At 72.7% G+C, this 13,194-nt stretch carries 11 protein-coding genes; 2 read left to right on the forward strand and 9 right to left on the reverse strand.

The genetic code is table 11. The features are described from left to right. Nucleotides 1–156: 156 nt before the first annotated feature. Both lnt and ACFT2C_RS11720 read right to left on the reverse strand, forming a co-directional pair. The gene (gene lnt, locus ACFT2C_RS11715) at nt 157–1,797 is read right to left on the reverse strand and encodes an apolipoprotein N-acyltransferase (protein ID WP_377207228.1); all 1,641 of its coding nucleotides are present in this window, start codon (nt 1,795–1,797) and stop codon (nt 157–159) included. A gap of 49 nt (nt 1,798–1,846) precedes the next feature. Continuing rightward, nucleotides 1,847–2,752 carry a LysR family transcriptional regulator gene (locus ACFT2C_RS11720; RefSeq protein ID WP_377207229.1) on the reverse strand — a complete coding sequence of 302 codons (906 nt, stop codon included), beginning with the start codon at nt 2,750–2,752 and terminating at the stop codon, nt 1,847–1,849. A 138-nt stretch (nt 2,753–2,890) separates the two neighbouring features. On the opposite strand from ACFT2C_RS11720, the gene ACFT2C_RS11725 reads away from it, so the two are divergent. Continuing rightward, nucleotides 2,891–3,709, forward strand: a complete 819-nt coding sequence (locus tag ACFT2C_RS11725; RefSeq protein WP_377207230.1) for an inositol monophosphatase family protein — start codon at nt 2,891–2,893, stop codon at nt 3,707–3,709. Between the two features lie 43 nt (nt 3,710–3,752). Beyond that, nucleotides 3,753–4,349: an NADPH-dependent F420 reductase gene (locus tag ACFT2C_RS11730; RefSeq protein ID WP_377207231.1), complete on the forward strand. Its 597-nt coding sequence runs from the start codon at nt 3,753–3,755 to the stop codon at nt 4,347–4,349. Between the two features lie 122 nt (nt 4,350–4,471). Here ACFT2C_RS11730 and ACFT2C_RS11735 read toward each other — a convergent pair whose 3' ends face one another. The 7 genes from ACFT2C_RS11735 to ACFT2C_RS11765 all read right to left on the reverse strand — a co-directional run bounded on the left by ACFT2C_RS11735 (nt 4,472) and on the right by ACFT2C_RS11765 (nt 13,178). Continuing rightward, entirely contained in the window at nt 4,472–6,280 is a 1,809-nt protein-coding gene (locus ACFT2C_RS11735) for an amidohydrolase (RefSeq protein WP_377207232.1), read from the reverse strand. Nucleotides 6,281–6,392: 112 nt separating this feature from the next. Then, nucleotides 6,393–9,365 carry a DEAD/DEAH box helicase gene (locus ACFT2C_RS11740; RefSeq protein WP_377207233.1) on the reverse strand — a complete coding sequence of 991 codons (2,973 nt, stop codon included), beginning with the start codon at nt 9,363–9,365 and terminating at the stop codon, nt 6,393–6,395. Between the two features lie 55 nt (nt 9,366–9,420). After that, a complete protein-coding gene (gene tatC / locus ACFT2C_RS11745; RefSeq protein ID WP_377207234.1) occupies nt 9,421–10,194 on the reverse strand; it encodes a twin-arginine translocase subunit TatC in 774 nt (257 codons plus the stop codon). Between the two features lie 3 nt (nt 10,195–10,197). After that, entirely contained in the window at nt 10,198–10,491 is a 294-nt protein-coding gene (tatA, locus tag ACFT2C_RS11750) for a Sec-independent protein translocase subunit TatA (RefSeq protein WP_377207235.1), read from the reverse strand. A gap of 155 nt (nt 10,492–10,646) precedes the next feature. Beyond that, complete coding sequence (locus ACFT2C_RS11755; protein ID WP_377207236.1) at nt 10,647–10,979, reverse strand: hypothetical protein; 333 nt, start codon at nt 10,977–10,979, stop codon at nt 10,647–10,649. Nucleotides 10,980–10,990: 11 nt separating this feature from the next. Further along, nucleotides 10,991–12,049: a helix-turn-helix transcriptional regulator gene (locus ACFT2C_RS11760; protein ID WP_377207237.1), complete on the reverse strand. Its 1,059-nt coding sequence runs from the start codon at nt 12,047–12,049 to the stop codon at nt 10,991–10,993. Continuing rightward, the gene (locus ACFT2C_RS11765) at nt 12,042–13,178 is read right to left on the reverse strand and encodes a helix-turn-helix transcriptional regulator (RefSeq protein WP_377207238.1); all 1,137 of its coding nucleotides are present in this window, start codon (nt 13,176–13,178) and stop codon (nt 12,042–12,044) included. Before ACFT2C_RS11765 ends, ACFT2C_RS11760 begins: the two co-directional genes overlap by 8 nt. Nucleotides 13,179–13,194: the final 16 nt, after the last annotated feature.

The following is a 13,194-nucleotide window of genomic DNA, read 5'->3' on the forward strand; positions in this document are numbered from 1 at the left end:
AGCACACGGCGGAGTCGCACAGATTTCACGGGAATACCGATCAGGTGGTCGGGGGGGGGGGCGGGGGCCCCGCCCCCCCCCCCCCCACACACTTATATTTCACCCCGGGGGGGGGCGGCCGCGGGCCCCCCCCCCCGACGGTCGTTCTGCGTGGTCCTACGCCGCGCTCGCGCGTCCCCGCCGGTCAGCGATCCCGCCCACGACGCCCGCCACCAGCAGCACGACCGCGAGAGCGCCGACCACCCAGCCCGGCCAGTACCCCGCCGCCACGGCCGGCGTGATCGAGGACCGCAGCGGCAGGTTCGCCACGAACTCGTCGTCCGTGAACAGACCCGTCCGCCGCACCACCGTGCCGTCCGGCGCGATCACGCCCGACACCCCGACCGTCGAGATCTGCACGGCGGCCCGCCCCGTCGTCATCGCCTGCATCCGCGACATCGCGAGCTGCTGCGTCGACTCCGCCGTGAACCCGAACGACGCGTTGTTCGTCGGGATCACCAGCACCTGCGCCCCACGCAGCACCGCGTCCCGGATGATCTCGTCGTACGCCACCTCGAAGCAGATGATCGTGCCCATCCGGTAGTCGCCCCCACCCAGCCGGCTCGGCACGTCCACGTACGGCGGGTTGACGCCGGCGATCATGTCCGTCGTCACCCGGTCCACCTGGTCCGACAGCAGCCGCAGGAACGACCGCATCGGGATGTACTCACCGAACGGCGCCGGATGCTGCTTCGCATACCGCGCGACCACACCGTTGCCCGCCTGCCACAGCAGCAACACGTTGTACCGCCCACCGCTCTCCGGGAACTCCTGCGCCCCGACCAGGATCGGCGCCCCCACCGCGGTGGACGCCGCGTCCAGGCCCCGCGCGACGTCCGGCGTCGTCTGCGGGTCCAGGTCGCTGCCGTTCTCCGGCCACAGCACCACGTCCAGCTCGCCCGCGTAGTCCTCGGCCAGCGTGTACGTCCCCTCCAGGTGGTTGTTCAGCACCTCCGCCCGGTTCGCGAACGCCCCCAGCCCCGGCTCCCCCACGTTGCCCTGGACCGCGCCGGCCCACAGGTCGCCGTCCTCCGCCAGGTCGCTCCCGGCGTCGTACACCTCGTTCCCCTCCGGGGTCTCGACGGGCCCGGCGCTCGCGGAGGTGGGCAACGGCAGCACCAGCGGTACGACGGCGACCGCGACTCCCAGCGCGAGGGCTCCCACGGCGCGGCCGGCCTCGCGCGGGGCGCGCCGTCGGACGGCGCGGACCAGGCCGGCCACCGCCAGGGCGAGCAGCGCGCCAGCGAAGGCGACGAGCAGGCTCACCGCGACGGTGCCGCCGAGCCAGGCGGCCCGGCCGGTCGGGGCGTCGACCATCGTCCAGGCGAGGCGGCCCCACGGGAACCCGCCGAACGGGACCTCGGCGCGCCACTGCTCGACGGCGACGTAGAGCACGGCGAACGCGGCGGCGAGCCGCCAGCCGCGCCGGCGCAGGAACGGGGCCCGGCGCACCCAGGTCCACATGATGCCGAACGCGCCGAGGAACAGCGCCTCCACGGTCGACATGGCGATCCAGGGGGCGGTCGCGGTCGACTCGTGCGCCCACCACAGGTGCGGCAGGAAGAACGTCATGCCGAACAGGAACCCGGTCAGCAGGTTCCACCAGGCGTTGTCGCGGCCGAGTGCCCAGTACAGGACGGCGACTGCGACGAACGCGGAGGGCCACGCTCCGGCGTCGGGAAATGCGCTCCAGAGGACGAGGCCACCGGCCACCGCGAGGAACAAGGACAGCAGCCGAGATGGCTCAGGCAGGCGCACGCTCGCAGCCTACCGTCGCGCCCCGTCCGCTTGGCTGTGGGCGTGACCGTTACGACGCTCCGCACATGGCTAGCGCGGTTCGCGCCAGCCCGCGCAGCCAGGCGTGGGCGTGGTCGGTGTCGTAGCGCTGATGCCACGACAGGTATATCGGTGCCGACGGCAGTTCGAGCGGGAGGGGGAGCACGACCAGGCCGAGTTCGGCGACCGCGGACCGCGTGGTGGCCTCGGGGACGCTGATCAGGAGATCGGAGCCGCGCGCGAACTCCAGCGCGGCCGCTTCCGTGGGCGCGGTCGCCACCACGCGGCGGGTGAGGCCGAGCCGCGCGAGGGCGTCGTCGAGGGCATTGCTGAGGTTTCCACGTCGCGAGACGGTCACGTGCTCAGCGGCGGCGTACCGCTCTGCGGTGACGGTCCCGACGCGGGTGAGGGGGTGCCCGCGCCTCACGACGATGACGAGGCGGGTCTCGCCCACGTTCTCGGCACGGATGTCCGGTGCGCTCGGGCGGTTGGCGTTCGCCTCCAGGTCGACCTCGCCGCGCCGCAATTCGGGGGTGTCGATGCTCGATTCCGCGACGAAGCGCAAGCGCACGCCCGGCGCCTGTCCGCGCACGGCCGCGAGCAGTGCGGGGCCGCTCAAGGCGACCAGGGAATCGTGCCAGCGGAGTGTGAAAGTGCGCTCCAGCGTTGCCAGATCGAGTTCACGGCTCGGTGCCAGCACCCCCTGGACCTGGTGCAGCAGCTCGTGCACCTGTTCCCGGACGGCGATCGCATACGGCGTCGGGGTCATCGTGCGCCCGGTGCGCACCAGGATCTGATCCCCGGTCGTGCGCCGGATTCGGCCCAGACTCCGGCTCATCGCGGGGGCGGTGACATGCAGGCGCGCCGCCGCCCCGGCCACACTTCCCTCCTCCAGCAGCGCGTCGAGCGCGGCGAGCAGATTCAAATCCAATTGCATGTGAGTAATCCTAGCCGTGCTTAACATGCATTTGAAGTTAATGGCCGGGCTGCCTACCGTTGAGACGAACGCGCAGGACGGAACACACAGCTTCGCCCGACCGGCCTCATCACCCCCCACTCACAAGGGAGTACCACCATGTCCGAAACGCTTCAGACCACTGACGTCGCCGCCTCCGACGCCGACCTGCTCGCCCAGACCGCGATCGCCGTGCGCGCGGCCGGTTCGGCGCTGCGTGAGCGTTTCGGCGAGGTGGTCCGCTACCAGACCCGCGAGGACCTGATGCGGGCGCTCGCCGTCAACGACGACACGGCCCTCGACATCCTGCGCCCCCGCCTCACGAGCCTGCGCCCGGACGCCGGCTGGGTGGAGGACGAGCTGGACAGCGGGGCGCTGCCGTCTGGCGAGTGGTGGGTCGTGGATCCGGCCGAGGGCAACGTCAACCACCTGCACGCGCTGCCGGACTGGGCGGTGACCGCCACTCTCGTGCGGGACAACCAGCCGGTGCTCACCGTGGTCCACCTTCCGTTGACCGGCGAGACCTACACCGCGCTCGCCGGCGCGGGCGCCCACCTCGACGGCCGGCCGCTGCACGTCGCCCCGACCGCGGACCTCGGCCTGAGCATCGTGGCCACCAGCCAGGCCCGGCCGGACGAGGACGAGAAGGTCGTACGGCGCGTCGGCTCCTCGATCACCGCGATGCTCTTCGACGCGCTCGTCGTCCGCACCGCCGTACCCGCAACCCTGCACCTGACGAACGTGGCCGCCGGCCGGATCGACGCCTTCTGGCAGTTCGCCGGCGCCCGCGCGGACCTCCTGCCCGGGGCACTGCTCGTCACCGAGGCCGGCGGACAGATCTCCGACGCCGAGGGCCGCCCCTGGACCCCGCAGAGCGAGAGCTTCCTGGCCGCCACGCCCGGCGTCCACGCCGAGGCCGTCGCCACGCTCTCCCGCTGACCCCGCGCACCACAAGCCGCACCCACGGAAGGAGCAGAACATCATGACCACGATCGCACTTCTCGGAAACGGCCGCGTCGGCGGCAACCTGGCCACAGCCCTCACCAGGGCAGGGCATGAGGTGACCGTGGCGGACCGCGCGCCGGGCGCCGCCGCCGCCGCTGCCCGCACAGCCCGGATCGTCATCAACGCCACCCCGGGCGCCGGCTCGCTGGAGACGCTCGTCGCCCTGCGCGAGGAACTGCGCGACAAGATCCTCGTCGACGTCTCCAACGCCACCGTCGACGGACCGGACGGACTGCCCGCCGACCTGATCTACCCCGGCTCAAGCCTCGCCGAGCAACTCCAGGAAGCGCTCCCCGAAACGCACGTCGTCAAGACACTCAACACCATGCTCTTCCCGGTGATGACCGCGCCGGCCACGCTCACCCAGGCGCCCGATGCCTTCCTCTCCGGCGAGGACCCGCAGGCCAAGCAGACCGTCCGTGAACTGCTCATCGACCTCGGCTGGCGCAAGGAGTGGATCACTGATCTCGGCGGGATCCAGACCGCCCGCGCCACGGAGGCCGCGATCCTGTTCGTACCGCACGTGATTCGGTCCAGCGGATTCGCTCCCTTCGCGATCTCGATCGCCCGCTGACCCGCAACAGTGCACCGCTCCCGGCAGGCCCACATCCAGAATGGATACGACGGCGCAGCTGGGTCACACCCTTAAAACGGGCGGATAGGCGCAACGGTCACGCTCACAACCAATTCCGTTGGTCAGAACGTGTCGTGGAGGATGGTGCCGTCGCGGAGGGTGTGCAGGCACTCCGGCTCGGGCGCGTCCGGGGAGAGGTCCGGGAGCAGGGGGGTGCCCGCGCGGGCCTCCTCGCTCCAGGAGCTGAGGCGGCCGGGCGCCGCCTGCACGCCGAGCCGTTCGGCCCGCCAGACGGCCAGGTGCGCGGGCGCGCCGACGCGGAGCTGCCCGGCGCCGGTGTGGTCCAGACCGGCCAGGCGCCAGCCGCCGCGGGTGTGGGCGCGGAAGGCGGCGCCCGCGGAGATGCGCTGGTCGGGGTCCTCGTGGGCGGTGGCCGCGCGCACGCCCTGCCAGGGGTCGACGGGCGTGACCGGGGTGTCGGAGCCGAACGCGAGCGGCACGCCGGCCTGCGCGAGGTCGGCGAACGGCATCAGGGAGCCGGCGCGCATGGCGCCGAGGCGGGAGGCGTAGACGCCCTTGCTGCCGCCGAACGCGGAATCGAACGCGGGCTGCACCGACAGGCCCACGCCCTGCACCAGGAGCGCGGCGAGCGTGGTCGCGTCCACGAACAGCCCGTGCTCGATGCGGTGGTGCGCTGCGCGCACGGCGCTCTCGCCGGTGAGCTGGGCGGCGACCTGGAGCCCGAGCACCATCTCGTCCATGGCACGGTCGCCGATGACGTGGAACGCGGCCTGCACGCCCGAGCCCTCGCCGCGGGCACTCTGGACAGCGGCGAGGTGGTGGGCGATCTGCTCGGCCGTCAGGTACAGGTTGCCGGTCCACGGGGTGCCGTCGGGGTTGGTCAGGGCGCCGGTGAACGTCCCGGAGGACGGGTCGACGGGCAGGTCGGAGTACGGGCTGCGCAGGGCGGCGGTCCGGGAGCCGATGGAGCCGTCGACGTTGAGGTCGCCGCCGATCCCGGTGAGGAACGGCAGCTCGGCGAGCAGCGCGCGGGCGTCGTCGGGGGTGCGGCAGAGCTCGCCGCGGTAGGCGACGAGGTGCGGCAGGGCGGGGACGCCGTCGTCGGATCGGGCGTCGGACCGGGCCCCGGGGGTCGTGGAGCGGGCGGTCATGGCGTGCAGCTCGGCCAGGCCGGCGCGGGTGTCGAGGTGCTCGCCGCTCATCTCGTGCACGGACACGATGCCGCGGGCGGCCCATGCGGCGAGGGTCTCGCGGTACAGGCGGGTGCGGCGTTCGGGCGAGAGCGCGTGGGCGACGTCGCGCACGGTGTGGTGCAGGTCCGCGGTGACGAGGCCGGTGTCGGCGGGCGCGTCGGACCAGCCGGAGCCGGACACGCCCATGCCGGTCCAGGTGGGGTCGTGCTCGATGCCGGCGCGGGCGGCCATCGCGGTGGAGACCACCGCGGAGTGCACGTCGACGCGTGCCGCGTACACGGGGCGGCCGCCGCAGGCGGCGTCGAGCTCGGCCCGGGTGAAGGCGCGCTGCTCGGGCCAGGCCTGCTCGTCCCAGCCGAACGCGAGCAGCACCTCGTCGCCGGACGGGTCGGTGTCCGCCAGGCGGCGGGCGCCGACGTGCAGGGCGGCCAGCGCGTCCGCGAGGGAGTGCACGCCGCCGGCGGGGGTGAGGTCCACGGAGTCGGTCGACAGACCGGTCTCCAGCACATGGGCGTGCGCGTCGACGAACCCGGGGGTCACGAGCGCGCCGTCCAGGTCGATCACCCGGTCGGCGCGGGCGGCGAGCCCGGCGGCGGTGTCGTCGGCGCCGAGCCAGGCCACGACGCCGTCGTCGACGAGGATCGCCTGGGCGAAGGGGTCGGCCGCGGAGTGGATGACGCCGTTGCGGTACAGGATGGATCGGACAGGCTGGCTCACGGTCGGAACTGTATGCGATCCGTGCGGTCGGTGCCCTGGTCAGCGGCGGGGAGCGACTGGTCAGCGGGCGAATGACGGGGCGATCGCCCGACAGTCACCCGCTGACCCGGACTCACAGGCTCGAGTACGCCACGACGCCGCGCATGACAGCGTCCTGCGCCTTGCGTGCGGTCGTGCGCAGCTTGTCCGACGGCGCGGCACCGCCGAGCTGGTCGAGGACGTCGACCACCTGCTTGCACCAGCGCACGAAGTCGCCGGCGGCGAGGTCGGAGCCGCGCAGCACGGTGTCCAGGCCCTTGCCGGACGCCCACCGGTGCATCGCGCCGACCAGGCCCAGGTCGAGCGGTCCGGTGGCCTCGATGCCGTGCGCCTCCTCGAGGTCGTCGACCTCGGACCAGACCCGCTGGGTGTCGTCCAGGACGCCGGCGAGGCGCCCGGTCGGCCCGCCGGGGATGTAGGGGTCGGGGGCGTCGTCGCGTCGCCCCTGGTAGACGACGGTGGAGACGACGGCGGCCAGGCCGGCCGGGTCGAGTCCGTCCCAGACCCCGCGGCGCAGGCACTCGGCCAGCAGCAGGTCGTTCTCGGCGTACAGGCGGCGCAGCCAGCGGCCGTCGTCGGTGACGCGGATCCGGCCGGCGCTCCCCCGGTCGGCGCCCTGGCCGCCGCCCGCCTGGCCGTTCCCGGCGCCCGCGCGCTGGAGGTAGCCGAGGGTGAGCAGCACGTCGAGCGTGCGGTCGAAGGTGCGGGCGATGGACCCGGTGCGGCCCTCGACGCGGCGCACGAGCTGGTCGTGCTCGCGCTTGAGCTTGTTCCAGCGTTCGGCCCAGCGGGCGTGGTCGTCGCGCTCGGGGCAGGCGTGGCAGGGGTGGGCCTTCAGAGCCCTGCGCAGGCGGGCGAACTCGGAGTCGGTGGCGGCGTCCGTGCGGCGTCCGAGGGCCTTGCCGCCGCGCGCGGCCCTGCTGGCCGGGCTGCTGGTGGAGTGGGCGGCCGAGTGGGCGGAGGGCACGTCGTCGGCCAGGGCGCCGAGCGCGTTGCGCATCGAGGAGACGAGGTCGCGGCGCGCGTCGGGCTTGCGGGGGTTGAACGCCTTGGGGATCTTGACGGTGGTGACGGTCTCCAGGCCGTCGGGGGCGTCGGCCAGGGTGAGCTTCTTGACCTGGCGTTCCTGGGTCAGGACGGTGGGGCGGGGTCCGTCGAACCCGCCGGGCTCGCCCGGGTCGAGCACGAGGACGTACCCGCGCCGCCGCCCGGACGGCACCTCGACGATGTCGCCGCGGCGCAGCTGCTCCAGGGAGGCGACGACCTCGGCGCGGCGGGCGCCGGAGGCCGCGCGGGACAGGTCCTTCTCGCGGTCCTTGATGGCGCGGCGCAGCTCCATGTACTCGGCGAAGTCGCCGACGTCGCAGGTCATGGCCTTGGCGTACCCGTCGAGGGCCTCGGCGTGGGCCTGGGCCTGCTTGGCGAGGCCGACGACGCCGCGGTCGGCCTGGAACTGCGCGAACGAGGTCTCCAGGACCTCGCGGGCGCGGTCGCGGCCGACCTGGGCCACGAGGTTGACCGCCATGTTGTAGGTGGGCCGGAAGCTGGACTTGAGCGGGTACAGGCGCTTGGACGCGAGGCCGGCTAGCGCGACGGGGTCCAGGGCGGGGTGGTCGACGACGACGGCGTGGCCCTCGATGTCGATGCCGCGGCGCCCGGCGCGCCCGGTGAGCTGCGTGAACTCGCCCGGGGTGACGGGGACGTGGCTGGTGCCGTCCCACTTGACGAGCTTGTCCAGGACGACGGAGCGGGCGGGCATGTTGATGCCGAGCGCGAGGGTCTCGGTGGCGAACACGATCTTGACGAGGCCGCGCGAGAACAGGTCCTCGACGGTCTCCTTGAACACGGGCAGCATGCCGGCGTGGTGGGCGGCGATGCCGCGTGCCAGGGCCTGCGACCAGGACCAGTAGCCGAGCACGTCGAGATCCTCGGGCGGGATGGCGGCGGTGCGTTCCTCCACGACGGAACGGATGGTCGCCTCCTCCTGCGGGCTGGTCAGCCGCAGCCCGGCCTTGAGGCACTGGTCGACGGCGGCCTCGCAGCCGGCGCGGGAGAACACGAAGTAGATGGCGGGCAGCAGCGCGTCCGCGTTGAGCGCGTCGATGACGATGAACCGCGGCGGGGTGCGCCGGTTCGGTCCGATGCCTCCGCCCCCGTTGTCGCCGCCCCTTCGCCCGTTGGGGCCGCGGTATCCGCGGTCGCCGCGCCCGCGGGCTCCGCCGCGGCCTCGGCCGCCGTGCTCGCCGGGGCGGTTGCCGCCGCGCCCGGACCGGAAGGCGGCGGACAGGTCCGGGTTGATGGGCGGGCTGGTGCCGGGGTCGGTCGGGTCGACGTGCCCGGCGTACAGGTCCAGGAGGCGCGGCTTGCCGCGCGGCTCAGGCGACGACATGAGCACGTGCTGCCACAGGGGCACGGGCCGGCGCTCGGAGACGACGACGGCGGTGTCGCCGCGCACCATCTCCAGCCAGTCGCCGAACTCCTCGGCGTTGGACACGGTCGCGCTCAGGGAGACGAGCTGCACGTCGTCGGAGAGGTGGATGATGACCTCTTCCCAGACGGGGCCGCGGAACCGGTCGGCGAGGTAGTGCACCTCGTCCATCACGACGTAGGCCAGGCCGTCCAGGGTCGAGGACCCGGCGTACAGCATGTTGCGCAGCACCTCGGTGGTCATGACCACCACGGGCGCCTCGCCGTTGATCGTGGTGTCGCCGGTGAGCAGGCCGACGTTGTCGATCCCGTGGCGGCGCACGAGGTCGGCGTACTTCTGGTTGGACAGGGCCTTGATGGGCGTCGTGTAGAACGCCTTGCGGCCCGAGGCCAGGGCCAGGTGGACGGCGAACTCGCCCACGACGGTCTTGCCCGCGCCGGTCGGGGCCGCCACGAGTACTGCACGTCCCTGTTCGAGGGCCTCGCAGGCCTGCACCTGGAAGTCGTCGAGCTCGAACCCGATGACCTCCCGGAAGCGGGTCAGCTCGGGATGCTCGGCCGCTGAACGGCTCTGGGACCGGAAGGCCGTGTACCGCTCGGCGGGGCTCAGGTCGCTCATGGGCACAGCCTACGGTCCGTGTGTGACACCCAGGTCGCCACACACGAACCGGGCGTCAGAGCTCGGCGGCCTCGAGCCGCCGCTCGGCGCGCCTGTCGTGCAGGAGTGACACCCCGACGGCGCCGAAGTACAGCACGCAGATGGGCAGCGCGACGAGGATCATCGTCACGGCGTCCGGCGTCGGCGTGATGATCGCGGCGAAGGTGAACGCGACGAGGATGGCCCACCGCCAGCCGCCCAGCAGCGCCTTGCCCGACATCAGGCCGGCGAAGTTCAGGCCGACCAGCAGCACCGGGGAAAGGAACGCGAGCCCGAACGCGATCAGGAGCCGCATCACCAGCGACAGGTACTCCTGGGCGTTGGTGAACGCGGTGGCGTCGTCCGGCAGGAACCCGGACAGGATCTGGATCGCGTGCGGGAACACGAGCCACGCCATGTACGCCCCGCCGAGGAACAGCGGGAACGCGGCGCCGACGAACCCGTACGCGTACTTCTTCTCGTTCTTGTTCAGGCCGGGCGTGATGAACGCCCACACCTGGTACAGCCACCACGGGCAGGTGACGAACACCGCGAGGAACAGGGACGACTTGATCTTCAGGTCCAGCGCCGCCATCGGCCCGGCGAAGTTCAGGGTCATCTCGTTGCCCCGCAGCTCCTCCGCCACCACGAGCGGGCGCTGGAGCAGGACCAGCAGCGGGTCATAGAGCAGCCATCCGACGATGGCGCCGACCACCAGGCCGACCGCTATCAGGACGAATCTCTTGCGCAGCTCCAGCAGATGCTCGAGCAGAGGCATACGGCCGTCGGGCGACCGCCTCGTTCGTGCCACCGGTCAGGCCTTGGGGATGTCGCGGTCCTTGTTGGAGATCAAGCCCGGTACCGAGTCGGTGCCAGAGCCCGCGCCCGGTCCCGCCGTCGAGCTCGGGCTCGAGGTGGTCGACCCGCCCGGCGCGTTGTCGGCAGCGTTGCCGCTCTTGTCCTCGCGCAGCTCGTTGACCTCCTTCTTGAAGATCTTCATCGACTGGCCGACGCTCTTGGCCAGACCCGGCAGGCGGGAGGACCCGAAGAGAAGCAGGACAATGGCGATCAGAACAATCCAGTGCCAGGGCTGCAGGGCGCCTGTCATGGTGACTCCTTACGGTGCGATGCTGATACGCGTGGTGCGGATATGACCGATCCTACGCGGACCCGAGGGGCACAAAGGTAGCCCTCCGGTGGACGCAAGGTAGCGGCGTCCGCCAGAACGACGCCGAGCCAGGCACGAATCCGCTTCGGCCGAGATCAGTCGTTGAAGTGCTTCCACTTCTGCCACGTCACCACGTGCCTCGCCCGGCGCGCCTCCTTGCGCCCCGCACGGGCCACCCGCTGCGCGTTGACGCGCTGATAGTGGATGGTCACGTCGTCGAACAGGCTCGGCCCGGCGTGCTGCGTGCGCGCCACCTCGCGCGCCCGGTCCGACAGCTCCTGTATCCGGTCGCTCGACTCACCGATCCGGCGAGAGGCCCGGCCCAGCTCCTCCATCAGGCCCTTTGCCGCCCGCCAGAGATAACGGGCCAGAAAGAACGCTCCGACGAGGCTGCCTACGATCAGCAGGGTCCACACCCAGAACCACATGGTCGCTCAGCCTAGTGCCGAATCCGCGATGTGGCTTCGTCTCGGGCCGCAGAGTCCTGGACAGAGGGGTCCTGGGCGGCGTCTTGGGCGGCGGCGTCCTCGCCGTAGACCGCCAGGGCCTCGGCGGCCGTCCCGGCGACGTCGTCGGCCAGCGACCTCGGCGAGACCGACCGCACGTACGGTGCGAGCTGGATCAGCGTGCTGCGCAGCCAGCCCGGGTTGGTGACGCGCAGCGTGACCTCGAAGTCGCCGTCGGGCAGGTTGCGCACCGACTCGACCGGGACCTCCTCCGCGAACCACCGCGCGCGCGGCGCGAACCGGATGGTCGCCAGCGGCGAGGAACCGCCCGCGAACAGGGCGGCGAAATCTATCTCGGCCGACGGCTCCCCCACGCCCGGGTGCTCCTGCACCGGGATGTCCGTCTCGACGGCCTCCAGGATGCGGTCCACGCGGAACGTCCGCGGCGCCGCCGCCCGGTAGCACCAGGCGGCCAGGTAGGCGAACTCGTCCTGCGTGTGCAGCCGCACCGGGTCCACGTCCCGCTCGCTGACCACGTCCGACGACGTCACGTACCGGATCCGCAACCGGTGCCGCGCCACCAGCGCCGACGAGATCGCCGCCACCACCTGCCGGTCCCCGCCCGGCGCGAGCCGCACGTCGACGGCGCTCGCGGCCTCCCCGGTGGCGTCGGTGAGCTTGCCCAGGGCGGACTCGACGACGGCGGACCGCGCGGGGTCGGCCTGGACGGCGTCGGTGGCCTTCATGGCGCGCAGCGCCGCGACCAGGGCCACGGCCTCCCGGGTGCCGAGCCGCAGGGGCCGGGTCATGCCGCGCGCCTCGGTGAGGTGCACGACGCCGCGGTCGATCGACGCGGCGTCGAAGTCGATGAGGTCGTCGGGCCAGTACCCGGGGGTGCCCGAGACCCAGAGCGCGTCGACGTCCTTCTGGATCTGCGCGGGCGTGGTCCCGAACCGCTTGGCGAGGTCGGCCACGGGCACGGGCCCGGCGCCGTCGAGGTAGGCGACGATGCCGAGCAGGCGCAGGAGCCGGTCGTCCGCGCGCTCAGCCACGGGGCGCCCCCGAGCCGGCCGGAGACCCGGAGCCGAGAGCTGCCGCGGCCGTGAGCCGCCGCACCGTCTCGTCCCGGACCGCCTGGGGTTCGAGCACGACCAGCGCCGGCCCGTACCCGGCGGCCTCGGACGCCATGCCGCTCAGGGACCGGTAGGGCACCTCGAGGATGTCCCACCCCGCATGATCACCAGCACGGTCCCCCGCACCGGCGCCGGCCGGGTCGGGCAGGCGCTCGCTGTAGGCCTCGCGGTCGCCGTCGGCCACCGGTTTGGCGCGGGCGCGCAGGGCTCCGGCGCGTTCGGGGCGGACGGCGACCACGGCCTGCCGGACCTCGCCGTGCGACTTGCCGAGCATGACGTCGGTCTCGAAGTCCGGGATCTCGTAGGCGCCCGTCGGGCCGGTGATGCGGACGCGGGACTCGATGCGGGACATGCGGAACACGCGGGGCGCCTGCCGGTCGCGGTCGAAGCACATGAGGTACCAGCCGCCGTCGCGCGCCGCGATGCGCCAGGGCTGGACGTGCCGGGTCAGGACCGCGCCGTTGTACGCGGCGCGGTAGCTGAACGTGACGGACCGGCGGGCCTCGATCGCCTCCATGAGGGGCCCGTAGGCGTCGCCGACGGCGCGGACGGACGGCGCGAGGCCGGCCAGGGCGTCGGCCGACGGGTCGCCTGCGCCGGCGGCCCGGAGCTTGACCATGGCGCGGTTGATGTCGGTCTGCAGCGTCTTGTCCTGCCAGAACTGGGCGGCCAGGGACAGCACGCCCAGCTCGGCCGGGGTGAGGTCGATGGGCGGCAGGGCGTAGGCGTCCTGGTCGATCCGGTACCCGAGCTCGTCGGTGTGCCCACCGGTCCCGACCGTCACCACGGGGATGCCCAGGGCGCGCAGCATGTCCTTGTCCCGCTCGAACATCCGCTCGAACGCCTCGTCGCTGGGCGCGTCCGAGTACCCGGCCACCGCGGTGCGCACCTGCTGCTTGGTCATCGCGGCGTTCGTGTTCACGAGCGCGATGACGAGGTTCAGGAGCCGCTCGGCGGGGTTCAGCCCGGGCGCCGTCGCCGATGGCTCGGACGAGGGCACAGATGAGGACATGGTGGAGGACTGGCTGGGGGACGGGTCGGTGGGCATCAGGACAACGGTATCG

The sequence above is a fragment of the Promicromonospora sp. NPDC057138 genome (assembly GCF_042670845.1).
Lineage (GTDB): Bacteria > Actinomycetota > Actinomycetes > Actinomycetales > Cellulomonadaceae > Promicromonospora.

Bases quoted from the DNA above. Each gene is read 5' to 3' on its own strand.
- ACFT2C_RS11720 (WP_377207229.1), bottom strand. From the start codon at position 2,752: ATGCAATTGGATTTGAATCTGCTCGCCGCGCTCGACGCGCTGCTGGAG.
- ACFT2C_RS11725 (WP_377207230.1), top strand. From the start codon at position 2,891: ATGTCCGAAACGCTTCAGACCACTGACGTCGCCGCCTCCGACGCCGAC.
- ACFT2C_RS11730 (WP_377207231.1), top strand. From the start codon at position 3,753: ATGACCACGATCGCACTTCTCGGAAACGGCCGCGTCGGCGGCAACCTG.
- ACFT2C_RS11740 (WP_377207233.1), bottom strand. From the start codon at position 9,365: ATGAGCGACCTGAGCCCCGCCGAGCGGTACACGGCCTTCCGGTCCCAG.
- tatA (WP_377207235.1), bottom strand. From the start codon at position 10,491: ATGACAGGCGCCCTGCAGCCCTGGCACTGGATTGTTCTGATCGCCATT.
- ACFT2C_RS11755 (WP_377207236.1), bottom strand. From the start codon at position 10,979: ATGTGGTTCTGGGTGTGGACCCTGCTGATCGTAGGCAGCCTCGTCGGA.
- ACFT2C_RS11765 (WP_377207238.1), bottom strand. From the start codon at position 13,178: ATGCCCACCGACCCGTCCCCCAGCCAGTCCTCCACCATGTCCTCATCT.